The following is a 12,217-nucleotide window of genomic DNA, read 5'->3' as shown; positions in this document are numbered from 1 at the left end:
CAACGATGGGATCGAGGTCATCGCCAAGTCGACCGACCGTCAGCCCATAACCGCTGCCGCCTGACCGGCACCGCCGTCACCAAAATTTGGCGATAGCTCTCGCCTGGCCACCAAAGCAGGAAACGCCGGAGAGCGGGAAAGCAGACATTATCCGCGCGACAGAAATACCAGCGCACTTGGCAGGAGCCAAAAATACACGTAATAATTGTGCATTAGCCTTACGGGAATTACATATTCCACTATAGTGGATTTCGTTCGTAGGTGCCTCGAAAGAATATTTTATGATGTTTAGCCCTCGATCGGCTCCTGGCGAACTGGCTGTGCCGAAGCGACGGCGTGGGGAGAAAATATGGAGACCGAATTTCGCAAGGCCATCGTTGTGCCTCCGCCCGCCGGGCGAGTCCTGTCGCCCATTAAACTCGGCCTTCTGACTGGCAAGGAGATCGAATGTCTCGGCTGGTGCAAGGAAGGCAAAACGAACTGGGAAATCGGCGAGATACTCTTCATTTCGGAAAAGACAGTGGAATTCCATCTTCGGAATGCGATGAGAAAACTTGGCGCTACCAACCGAATAACTGCCGTTGTCGCCGCCTTAAAGCGCGGCCTAATTTTCCTATAAAGTGCGGACATCTACGTTTTACTCGGCTGGATGGACAGCGTTCTGGTCCAGCTACAGCGGATACCTGATTGCTTCCGGCTATTTGATTCTGCTAGTTTTATTGTCGGGAATGATCGCGAAGATCCAAGCCACTTTCTCGCGTTATCCCGTTGGGCTATGCAATGCACATTCTGTCTGACTAGATGCTTTTCGGGATCGTTCCGCCGTTTAACAGCAACAGCATCCAGATCTTGGCAGCGCTCTTGCTGCTCGCAATAACACTAGTGTTTGGGTCTGTCTTGTATCGTAGGAAGCAGGTTTAACGTAGTGCCCCCGCGGCGCATCGCAAAACCTCTGCCAGGCGGATGCTTCTTGAAGGGCTGCGGCTTGTCGGCTCCTGCTGTAGTATGCAACCACTGCGACTGAGCTCGGGGCAAGGTCTGGCTGGACCGGCCCGCCATTCCATAACAACGCATAGGCGAATGCGCACAGTCGGCCGTCGTCCTGGACGATGCGAAGAGAGCGGAATCCGCAACGCACGCATCTTTAGGAAGGGCAAACATTCAGCCCGTTAGCGTAACCCACTGAATCTGCTAAGGGCCATTCGGATTGAGGTAACTCTGCCGGGATCGAAAGAAACCGTTACAGCAAACCACGCGTCACCAGCCGAACTAGCTTCTCAGTGTCTAGACTGTCGCCCTGTGTGCGCGAGGATGGCCATAGACTTTGAACGCCAGCCATGAGGCGTCGCCAAGCACTTTTGCCGACGCTCGCGCAGCGCTTGCAGCTTCAGCTAGAGACTTGCCGTCTAGAAGTGCCTCGTAGAAGGCCCTCGCGAAAGCCGCAGCTGGCTTATCGCGGACGGCCCAAGTGGTGCCAACAAAAGCTCCGGCACCAGCCCGGAGAAACACGATCGGCCACCCACCTAATTGCGTTAAAACAGGCCCCATCCGCCCGGTTTCGCAGGCATTCAGGAATATCAGGGGCCTGTTGCCGCGAAGCTTTGCTTCCGCCTCAACCGTTAAAGTGTCGATCTCAATCTGATGAGGCTGCGTTTCTCCTGGGCGCGCTTCATCGCCAATGATCAAGCTCGCGCCCTCTATCGATTGGTGTGACGCATCGGCATGGCAGGATATGTGCAGGACATCGAAATCTCCGTCCGCGAGAGCATCGTACAAAGCATCTCGGCTCGGAGGAATTGGATCCGCAGTGATAGATCGTGCACGGAGCGATCTCTCGGACCCGCCTGTGAAATAAGTCAGCTCTGCGCCGACCGGCGGCAGCGATCCCATCGGATAGGCCGCATTGAAATAGCGCCACTTCTTTAACGGTAATTTCCGGACCGGTTGCTCGTCCGAAAGCGTCCGCACCAAGTTGTATTCCGCCAGGAATTTGTCGTCGACCTCACCGCTATCAGGGTTGTGCAGACGCACCAGTTCCCAGGGTATAAGCGGCTCCCAAGAAACGACCTGAATCAACTTTATACGATCTCGTAATGGCCAGATGACCTTTGCGACTTCCGGCTCGAAGAGTTCACGGGATAGCTTCGAGCCGAGTGCGCGTGCGTCCCGTTCCAGCTGCTTGAAATCATCGACGCTCCTGAGTTCCTGCGTGACGCGCTGATAGATTCTCTCGACAAAGGCCGAGGACGTCGATGCCGGGCCATTGCCACGATCGAGCAAGGGTCTCGAACTGAATTTCCGATAGATCAGATCCAATGCTTCTGAATGGAGCGTGAAGTTGTAGGTGACGTTCCCTCCGTCGACACGCTGCTCAACGAGCAGCGCCAACTTGTCGTCGTCCGCCACATCGCGGGCGGCAGCGACGGCCGTGCCTTCTATCTGGGTCTGCTTGGCCCCCTCAGCAACGATCGCGATTGCCAGCCCGATTGCGCCCAGATCGCTGCCGCCTTGACGAAAGAAGACTGCGAGCCGAGACACACCCGATCGCAAACCCCGAATTCGGAACGAGCCGCTCCTGAGCGGTTGATCGAGTGTTGGCGGATCCACCCTCTGCTCGCTACCAGTAACGATCCCAATCGCCGGATCTTCCACTGTGAGTGAAACTACGATCGGCTTGTCGGGGGCTGCCTTTGTGTCCAATGAAGGTCCTTGCGGCCGGGCCACGGTGGACAATTCAATTCGAAAAGTCACCTCCTGTTCATGACCGATTTGAAGCTCAGTGTTCGTGTTCGCCGAGAGTGTGACGCCGATGCAGTCGAGTTCAGCCGGGGTTTTCTGAAACGAATTCTCCCATGGGAGGTCCGGAATTCTGCGGCCTGATCGACCGCGCGTCGAACCTAGTTCGAAGCTGTCTGGCACATCAAGCGGTAACGAATGCTGTCGATCCAATCGTGCGGCAGCATCCAGTTCGCCAATCCCGGTAATTCGGCCTGCAGCGTCGAGGTCTATGGCCCTCGAGGCGGCGGGCCCCTCTCGGCCCTCTTGGGAGTCAATACGGCGGCCGCCACGGTAGCTCGTGCTAGCCTTAGTCTCGCGAAGCTCCAACGATTCCTCGATAGGGGAGCTCAGCCTGTCCGGAAAGTTGATTTTGTGTTGGCGCAGCTCTTGGAGCCGGTAGGCATAGCGATACACCTGAGTGCCGTGCAGCCGGACCACGACTATCCAGGCCGGATTGGACCGTAGGCTACGCGCCAAAACCGATTGCATGGATCGGTTGGCGGTAACAACCAAAATCAAGCCCTTCCGGTCCCAGAGGGGATCAGCCCCGAGCAGCGCCGCGCGCGATTGCGGAAAACCATCGTGTTCCGATTCGCTCATGTCTCTGCCCCGAGCACCGCAAAGGAGTCTTGTGCTGTCTCGGCGCCCACTCCTGAGACCGCGACGTGGTAGGCTCCTGGAGCTGCCGGGACGAAGTCAGCCTGCAGCCAATCGTCTCCCGCGGGTGCCAAGGTAAGCTCGGCCGATGACGCAACATCGCCTGAGCGCCAAAAAACTGCTGTCAACGCGGCGTCGCGAGTCGGCCGTGCGCGCAGGACGACCCGTTGGCCCGAGCAATATAGATCACCAATCTCGATCGCGACATGCGTCTTTGGCTTTCTGAATGACCCAAGATCAAGGTCAAATCCGGACAGTATTCCGATCATGTTGGTAATCACCGCATCCGCATTTTGCAGCGAACCGTGCTTGGTTGCAGCGTACATCGCATTTGGCGCTTCGCTCATTTCGATGGGAATTGCCGACACCTGAGGAACAGTGCCGTCTCCCGTCAATGCATTGCGCTTATACGTCTCGAGCATGACGACGCCACTCTCGGCGAGCCGTGCCGACTGGATCGTTTGTTGCGCAATTCCAACCACAGGATAAATGCGATAAGTTGATTCCTGATATCGGTGTAGGCGGCGATTTGAATTAGCTGCCGCTTCGATTTCACGATGAAATCGAAGTGCTGACTGAGCCTTTTCGGGATCGACATTGGGTATGCCAGTCGTCTCGCCGACTCGAACCAGTGTGCTATCTCCCGAGTCGTAGCATTCATACATCGGCAGCAACTGATAGATCGCGGTGAACTGGCGCGATACCTTGGATAGGTCCAGCGGGCCCGTCTTAATCCCGTTCGCCAACCCATCCAGCGCATTCAAAGAACCACGGTAAGGCGTTCCGAAGCTCACCAGTGCCCTGGCATCCTTCCAGCCATCCATGCATTCGAGAAAATACCTCGCAACGAGCCCGCCCATCGAATGGCAGATCAGGATAAGCTTCGCGTCGGGATTGCCGCTAGAATCGCGCCAACTGCCCAGCCATCGCTTAGCCGCCCTTGCCAGCTTGCGCGCCGCCACCTTGTTGTCGCGTCTCCAATCATAGGGAAATCGGAAGAAATTTCTTCCTTCCGTTACCTCGAAGCCCGTTAGTATGGCTTCAGTTATCTTGCCGTATCCATCGATCTTCCAAACCCCCGGGAGTAGATGGAGATCAGGCATCAATTCATCGGCAGTGATCCCATCCTCTAGATCGTCCACTTCCGGATCGTCATGCGGAAGCGCCAGCGCGCGCTCCATCGTGCCGCCCAAGCTCCAGAGTGCCTTGCCGATCGAGCCGGCAGAGTATCCCCAAACCACAGTGCCATGCTTTCTAAGCACGCTGCCCGTAATTCCTGGCAGCAAGACCACTACGTCTCCCATTGGGTGTCGGGGCATTTGATTCCCTCGTGCTCGGCAGTTTTAGCAGGCTTGACCGACAAGCTAAATCTCAAGCTGGATGGATGCGATTGGTCAATATCTTGAGATCTCGTCGATGAATTCGCCGGTGTAACAAGGTCCTCTTATTTTACTGGCTGCCGTTTGCCTGAGTCAGGTCAACCCGCACGGTGCAGTTAGTTCGCTTCATACTCGAGCGCCCATGCTGACCGACTCGCGAAAAGACTGGGCAGCCCAGTTGTCGGGACTGCAGGCAAGGATCGGGGATGCCCAGATCGGAGACGCCTCGATCTGCATCGGTTCATAGACGCCCCGGCAAGCTGTCCTGAACGCGTTGCAAATGGTGCTCGATTCTCTGCCGAACAGGTCGCTGTAGAAGTGTCTGGCGAAGTCTGCCGCTCGTTCATCATCGACGTCCCAGCGAAAGCCGACGATGTGGGCAACATCTCGCTGGGCAAGATTGGCTACCGCGTTCGCGGAACTCCCCTGACATGATGAGAGATAAACTAGCTTGGCGCCTGCGGCCGCTGCCCCTTCGGCGAAGGCGTGAATGGACATGCCTTCGGCCTGACCCGGGTTTCGACCCGGCAATACTAGCAAGGTCATGCCATCCCTCGTTGTCAACGAGTGTCCTGCAAAATGAACGACGTCGTACCGGTTTAACGTGAGCTTCTCCATGAGCAGCGCTTCGGATCCTCTAGGATCGGCAATTGCAGATAGATCGAATACCTCCAAGCTGAAGACGGTGCAGTCCGTTTCCTCCAGCGATTTGAGATCGTCGCGCTCTCTATCAATGTTTTCGAGTCGGCGAAACTCGAAGCTGTTAAGTTTGAACCGGCCAGTTTCCGGATCTCGCTCCGGCACGCGCGCGATATCCCAGCCAGTCGCCCCGGCTCGGCTCTCGCCGACCTGAGAACGGATGAAGAGAACCTTGGCGGCACGCAGCTCTCCTTGCGATGTGGTCGAAAGCTTGGCGGCTCTCATTCGTCGCGCAATAGGAGCATTGATCAGCACGAAAGGGTCCTGAGTAAAATCGATGTCGGTTCCTATTGACGGGAGACCCGAGAGGCGAACGGTCGCTTCGAAAGGAGCGCAATAGAGCGAAGCGTCCTCGACGCGAAAGCGAAAAGCTAGATTGCGTAGCCCACCGGCTGACCGTTCAATATGAGAAAAGAGACCTGGACCAAGGGTCGCGATGATCAGCTGCTGAAACAGCAGAGAGCCATCGTCATGAATCCGGCGCGCCCAACCAGGCATGAAGGGTGGCATCGCGTACTTAATGGCGAGCTGGTGCGCGGCGGAATACATGCGGGTGGATGCCTCCGCCCACCCCATCATCTCGCCCTCACGGTTGCCTAGCAAACACTTCACGGATGTGCGCTGGACCTCAAGCTCGATGACGTTCCATGTTTTTTCGGGAGACGTAGGTCGGCCTAGCAGCATGTCAACGAACCGTCGCAGCAGCGTAGGCGAAAGTCGTAATTGCGGTAAGGAAATCGCGCGATTGTCCGGGGTGCAATATTCATCGAGTTCGAAGATGCCGACTTCTCGCGAAGTGATAAAAAGCGCCGGCGTTGCTATCGCTGTATTTCTTAATTCTTGCACAAGCCAAAGTGCCGATTTCTCTTGCCTGTCCAACGGCCCACCGAGACGACGCGGCAATTGAGCGTCGAGCAGCAAGACTGTATCAGGCGAAGCCTCTCTGATCCTGTCATTTCTAGAAGCAGTCTCGGCATCGATTGCTATAAGGTCAATATCTCCTGCTGCTCCAAGTGCTTCCTTGATTGCGAACTGCAAATTACTGTCAGAACAAACTAGGAGAAATTTGATGGTCATAACATAAACTCCTACTCTACTGTCGACTCCTTGGATTGCAGGCCAGCTCCCAGATCCGTTGCTTGCAGCTCGACGGCAAACACAAGAGTTGAATGATCGATATACTTTGACAGCTTGCCGTTGTGACGATTCACTGCAATTTCGACAGTTCTCAGGGCTAGAGATGCGTTTTCTTGGGCCTGCTGCGCGGCCGCGTCCGATTGCCCATTACGCGAAAGCGAGGGAGTCATTTCGACGCCGTCGACGCCTGGGACTGACAGGCTGATACGGATTTTGCGTTCAGCAAGGTGCTCAACCCGTACCTGGACCTTCGACGTGTACGGGCCCCTGAACAGCGCGTAGCCTAGCAAAGATCTGAAAGCGAACCTCAGTTGCTCGGGCCAGCCCAACAAGTAGAAGGACTGGATCTTGCCCTGCAATGGAAGCCCGATCAGTTCGCAAGAGCTGAGATCCTCTCGAGGAAGATCAAAGATGGCATCTCTCAGCAAGTCCAGCCCATCGAACAGCTGCCTCGGCCGATCGGGTTCATGCCGTATCGCCAAAGTGCTGGCGAGCCGCTCATAGGTCAAATCTGCCTTATCGAGCTGACGAAGAGCGGCTTCAACGTTATCGTTGAGGTCTCCAAGATCGCTGGCCGCAATTGTCTTGCTGAGTAGATTCTTTGCCATAATAAGTGGTAAGCGGACGTGTTGAGCGACCTCGTTTACGGTTTCTTCGAGATAGCTCAGGTCACTTTGCTGCGCTTCTTGGCGGAGGTCGGTAAAGAGCCAGAGACAATGGCCGTAATCGTCATGCAAGGGGCGCTGACTAGCCAATGTGGGGACATAGACGGCGGCATCGATACATAACGTCAAGCTCACCTGCGCAACCGGGGTGGTCGAACTGAGCAATCGGCGGTCGGGATCATGTGCGCCAAAGGCTGCAAGGCGCTCGCCCAGCAGCGAGCCCGCTGATCTGCCGAACAGGGCATCCGCCCATCGATTTGTCATCCGCAAAAGTCCAGCGCGATCGACGACGACTACAGCCTGCTCCACTGTGTCCAGCAGACAAAGTTGGACGGCTTTCATCCAACGCCGACGTAGCAGCTGCTCGCATTGCGCCAACACGTCGGTCAGCGCGACCATATCAGGCCCCTGAAAGGCGTTCCTCATGGAGGACTCGATCGACAGCATCCATTCAATCTCGTCGCGGCTGGGCTTCGGCGACTGTTGAACGACGCGGATCGGAAATGCCAGAGCGGAGCGGCGGTCGGGAATGACCGGCTTGTAGCCAAACTGGGAGCCAGCCTCGATGTCCGGCTCGGCCAAGGCCGCATTGTCCCGCAGCGTTGCGCCCAGAAGACCTTCAGTCAGTGGCTGGGTATAGTCGTAGTCGACATCTGGAGTATTGGTGCGATTGCACTGGTATATGATGTGGAACAGATTATCTCTTCGGTCGACTGAAAAGACAGCGACGTAGTCCCACCCAAAACAATCGGCAATTCCGTCACCCAAGCACTTCGCTAGTTCCTCATGTCTATCTGCATCGGCAAGTCGCTTTTGCAGCATGCGGACTCCCTCTTCGCGTCGACGCAACAGGTTCGCCTCGGCGACCAGTAGGGCTTTCTCGACTCCCAGATCCCGCATGCGCGCAACTTCTAATCCGTCGTACAAATCAGACCTCTCGGAAAGCAGGGTCAACGACGCCCGGATTCGCTGCCCTCCGCCAACTATCGGCAGCGTGACGTAACCTTTCATTCCACTCTTGACGATATTCTGTAGGACAGGGTCCTCCTCTATGCCCGGCGTTAGGTCGATCGCCGTGGCATGAAGATCATTGCCCCATGTGTGATCGCTCAGTAGAAAATCGTGAACTTTTTCGCCGAGCGGAAACCAAGCAGTTGTCCATTTCCAGTCAGGCGTCGGATGCAATACCAGAGTTTTGTGGTACCTCATGTCCTCGGTGTACACACCGAAGGTGGCGAGATCGTAAGGCACAATCGTTCGAACGGCCTTCATGACGCCGAGAACAAGCTCTTCGGGCCTGTAGTTGGGATCACTTAGTACCTGCTGCAATTCTGCCCGAACGAGCTCTTCCGCCATCGGGACAATAGTGATAATTGCACCGGAGCAGCTTTCCGCAGTATCGAACGATGGAGCAGCCGTTACGCGGACTGGAGTATGTCGTCCATCTAGTGATACGAGTTCGGCTTTCTCCTTGCGGCCGTCGGGTGATTTGAACCAGTACGGGAGATTTTGAGCGCGCTTCAAATCGGAGCTCGAGAACAAGCCGGCCGCATGCCGACCCTGCAATTCGATTCTGCTCGCCCCAATCAGCTGTTCGGCGCGTTCGTTCGCAAAGACAATACTCCCCTCCGGATCTAGCCTCAGGATCCCATCGGGCAGAGTATCAAAACGCGCTTCCTCTTCCTCTACGCTAAGAAGGAGCGCGTATGCCCCAGGTCGACCGTACTCGTCAGTAAGGGGACCGAGTTCCCCTCGTAGATGAATAGACGGTAGATTGCCACGATGCAGATCTAAGCGCAGGGTTTGGCGCTTTTGCGTAGCCAGCGCGGCCCGTACATCGGCCGATCGTGGCCCGAAAAGAGAGGCGAAATCTCGGCCGAGCGCATCAGGCAAATGGTCTATCAGAGCATCGTTCGCGTAGGAAATCGCTCCTAGTCCGTCAATCTCCGCCACGGCGAAGCTCGAGTGAACCACTGCGGTGTCAAGCGCATCATAGCGCACAGATAGAGCTTTTAAGATAAGATCATCGCACTCTTCGACGATTTTGGCGCGTTCGGCTGAAAGTTCTTGAGCAAGAGCTTCCTCTCGCCTAGCGAGGAAAGGCACTAACACTTGGGTCAAGCCGCCCGGCCGGCGCTCTCGCAGGAGTCCAACCAGCCGTCTAATCTGGGTATCTGCGCTCTCTCGTGCCGCAGGCTCGAGCGCCGAAGCCTCTGGGGCGCTACTCGGAACGAAATGGCTCTGAATATCAACCATGTTCCCCTCGCAGTTTTCTTGAAGGAACAAAGCTATATCAATCCAACCAGTGGTTGCGGTCAAGTGAACTAGTTCACAGTATCTTAGAAGGCGAGAAGGGTCAGATCTTCTGCTATAATTCCCGCTTTATCCGAACAATGCTCCGTTTGGCGGTTTCCTTCGGTATTCGAAAATGCAGCGCTGAACGGCCAGAACCCTTGTGCCAGCTGAGCGAAAAACCGCGGTCAGATATCGACCAGAAGAAAACCGATACGCCAGCCCATCCAATACGCCAATGATGTCGCCCCCAGCGTCTAGCTCTCTGCGTGCGCGATTGGCACTGTTACGATCTGCAGGCTCTCGAAAAGATCGGCTTGCCGTTCAAGTTGGGCAACGTGGCCAGCCAGCCCTACGGACACGTCGACCACGATAGGAACGCGCTTAACTTACCTGTCGGCGGTAGGCGCCACCGGATGTGCTGGGCGCTGGCAGAGAGGCCGCTCAATTGTTCGGCGGGATTGCTAGCGGATTGGAGGAGTCCTGTGCGCGGCCGGCGGAGCAACTTCTTCCAATCCCTTCCCCGTTCCAATGGGACCTAGGCGACTCCTTAGAGCGATGTTTCTAGTCTATCTTCCTCGGCCGAGAGCACCTGAGACGCAGCAGTCGAGCAAGTTTTTTTCTAGATTCTCTCCCTCCGCCAACGGCTGGCGCAAGTGCCTGAAACTCCGCATTTACCTATAAAATAAGGCTTTCCGAAAAGTCTCGGTGGTACACAGGAGTGGACACACCGTGAGCTTTCGCATGATCCAACCTTGGGAAAATCCCCGCTCGAAATTCTACTGGTTCAGGCGCCGCGTTCCCAAGCAGTTTCGGCATTTCGGAATGCCGGCCGAGATCAAGTTCTCGCTCGAGACGACGGACTGGGAGGAGGCCGTCCTCCGCTGTCAGGAGGAGAATCTTCGGCTCGAGCGCGAATGGCGCAGAAACCTTGTCGGCACGCCTCCTACTGAGCTTTCTCATCTCCAGATCGTCGCTCTCGCGGGCGAGTTCTACAGGGAAACGGTGGCTGCCCGCCGAGATGAGCCTGGTCCTCCGGCCGAGGTCGAACGGTCGTTGAGGGAGCACGCCAAGCGAAGGCGGCCTCTGATCGGTGCACTCGAGCCGCATCTACTCGTGACGTTCGGACCGGAAGCGAAAGCCTTCCTGCAGCGGAAGGGGATCCATCTCGTCGGCGACAGATTTCACTCCTTCCTGCGCTCCTATGTCGAGGCCAAAGAGCTCGCCGGGCAGGAGCTGCTGCAGAACGCGAAGAAGGACTACACGCCCAACGACAAGATCGCCGCGCGCTTCCCGGAATACAAGCCGCCGAACCCTGCAAAGAGGTTCGACGTGTTGTGGGCGGAGTTCGTCGATGCGAAGGAGCTCGCAGCGTCGACCAAAAAGAAGTGGGAGCCGTACTTCCGTCAACTCATCAAGCGCATCGGCACCGACGACATGAGCCATGTTGCCGAGCAACATCTGCTCGATTGGCGCGATGCGCTGCTGGCGTCGAAGGCGTCGCGGCGCAACGTCAAGTTCGGCTACATCGCTGCGGCCCGAGCCTTCTTCGGGTGGGCCAAGAACGAGAAGAAGCTGACGATCAATCCGGCCGCCGAAGTCGTCGTCACCCTTTCCGAAAAGAAGAAAAAGAAAAAAATCGGCTTCGACCATGTGGAGGCCCATACCATCCTTGCGGCCGCCCTCGGTCCGCAGAACGAGCGGATGACCGAGGAGAACGCCGCCGCCCGCCGGTGGGTGCCGTGGCTCTGCGCGTACACCGGCGCGCGCGTGAACGAGATTACCCAATTAAGGGCGTGCGACGTAGTCGAGAAGGACGGTATCCCGTGCATTCGCATCATGCCCGAGGCGGGAACGGTGAAGTCGGCCGAAGAGCGCACCGTCCCGCTTCATCCACACCTGCTGCAGATGGAGTTCGTGGAGTGGGCGCACAGAAAGAAGGGAGACACTCCGCTGTTCTACGCGATCGAACGGCAGCGGAAGAAGGATCGGAAGAATCCGACCTACACCTCCGTCGGCAACAAGCTTGCCGACTGGGTCCGCAACGTCCTTCAGATCAAGAATCCTAAGGCCGCCCCCAACCATGGATGGCGGCATCGTTTCAAGACCGAAGGCAGGAGGGCGAAGATGTTGTGGCAGGTCCTCGACGCTATCCAGGGCCACGCCCCCCGGACCGACGGCGAGGACTACGGCGAGGTCCCGCCCGACGTGATGCTGCCGGAGATACTGAAATATCCCTGGTACAAGATCGAGGCGCCGACCGAGCGCCGGGACCGCCGCCGCGGCCAGAGACGGACCGTCGCGGACGCCGCGGCATAGGATTCGGGCGTTGGTCGGCGGAGGTGCCCATTCGCTACCTTCAGCGCCAGCCTATCGGGTTGTGGCCGGCGCCCACCCGGATGGTCCCCTGTGCAGGGAATCAGCAGCCGCAGGGACCCCGTGGCAGTCGTGCCGAGGGTAATTTCGAATCCTTGACAAGCTGTCGTCGAGCTAAACGGACGCGAGGTAAAGCCAGACGCAAATGCGAGCATGGTGAGCTTGGCCATGGGACTCTTCGAATACAGTACGGAAGATCAATGTCCACGATCGGAGAATCGTTGGTGTCCAACA

The 12,217-nt window shown here is 56.9% G+C and carries 6 protein-coding genes; 2 read left to right on the top strand and 4 right to left on the bottom strand.

Annotated elements, in window-relative coordinates:
• Positions 1 to 349 precede the first annotated feature (349 nt).
• On the top strand, positions 350 to 619 hold the full coding sequence (locus IVB50_RS26420) for a helix-turn-helix transcriptional regulator (RefSeq protein WP_276576745.1): 270 nt from the start codon (positions 350 to 352) through the stop codon (positions 617 to 619).
• A 665-nt stretch (positions 620 to 1,284) separates the two neighbouring features.
• Here IVB50_RS26420 and IVB50_RS26415 read toward each other — a convergent pair.
• The 4 genes from IVB50_RS26415 to IVB50_RS26400 form a co-directional block, all read right to left on the bottom strand.
• Positions 1,285 to 3,378, bottom strand: a complete 2,094-nt coding sequence (locus IVB50_RS26415; RefSeq protein ID WP_247297863.1) for a CHAT domain-containing protein — start codon at positions 3,376 to 3,378, stop codon at positions 1,285 to 1,287.
• A complete protein-coding gene (locus IVB50_RS26410; RefSeq protein WP_247297860.1) occupies positions 3,375 to 4,721 on the bottom strand; it encodes a hypothetical protein in 1,347 nt (448 codons plus the stop codon). The genes IVB50_RS26415 and IVB50_RS26410 overlap by 4 nt, the downstream gene beginning before the upstream one ends.
• Positions 4,722 to 4,940: 219 nt before the next feature.
• Complete coding sequence (locus IVB50_RS26405) at positions 4,941 to 6,590, bottom strand: CHAT domain-containing protein (protein ID WP_247297857.1); 1,650 nt, start codon at positions 6,588 to 6,590, stop codon at positions 4,941 to 4,943.
• Positions 6,591 to 6,601: 11 nt separating this feature from the next.
• A complete protein-coding gene (locus IVB50_RS26400) occupies positions 6,602 to 9,571 on the bottom strand; it encodes a PAS domain-containing protein (protein WP_247297854.1) in 2,970 nt (989 codons plus the stop codon).
• Between the two features lie 780 nt (positions 9,572 to 10,351).
• Here IVB50_RS26400 and IVB50_RS26395 point away from each other — a divergent pair.
• Positions 10,352 to 11,926 (top strand): DUF6538 domain-containing protein, encoded by a 1,575-nt coding sequence (locus tag IVB50_RS26395; RefSeq protein ID WP_247338402.1) that lies wholly within the window; start codon positions 10,352 to 10,354, stop codon positions 11,924 to 11,926.
• Positions 11,927 to 12,217 lie beyond the last annotated feature (291 nt).

This window comes from Bradyrhizobium sp. 87, assembly GCF_023073015.1.
Classification (GTDB): domain Bacteria; phylum Pseudomonadota; class Alphaproteobacteria; order Rhizobiales; family Xanthobacteraceae; genus Bradyrhizobium; species Bradyrhizobium canariense_D.
The sequence above is the reverse complement of the archived record's forward strand: the minus strand, read 5'-3'. Positions and strand labels throughout refer to the sequence as shown.

Coding starts and splice junctions, on each gene's coding strand:
- IVB50_RS26420 (WP_276576745.1), top strand. CDS start 350: ATGGAGACCGAATTTCGCAAGGCCATCGTTGTGCCTCCGCCCGCCGGG.
- IVB50_RS26415 (WP_247297863.1), bottom strand. CDS start 3,378: ATGAGCGAATCGGAACACGATGGTTTTCCGCAATCGCGCGCGGCGCTG.
- IVB50_RS26405 (WP_247297857.1), bottom strand. CDS start 6,590: ATGACCATCAAATTTCTCCTAGTTTGTTCTGACAGTAATTTGCAGTTC.
- IVB50_RS26400 (WP_247297854.1), bottom strand. CDS start 9,571: ATGGTTGATATTCAGAGCCATTTCGTTCCGAGTAGCGCCCCAGAGGCT.
- IVB50_RS26395 (WP_247338402.1), top strand. CDS start 10,352: ATGATCCAACCTTGGGAAAATCCCCGCTCGAAATTCTACTGGTTCAGG.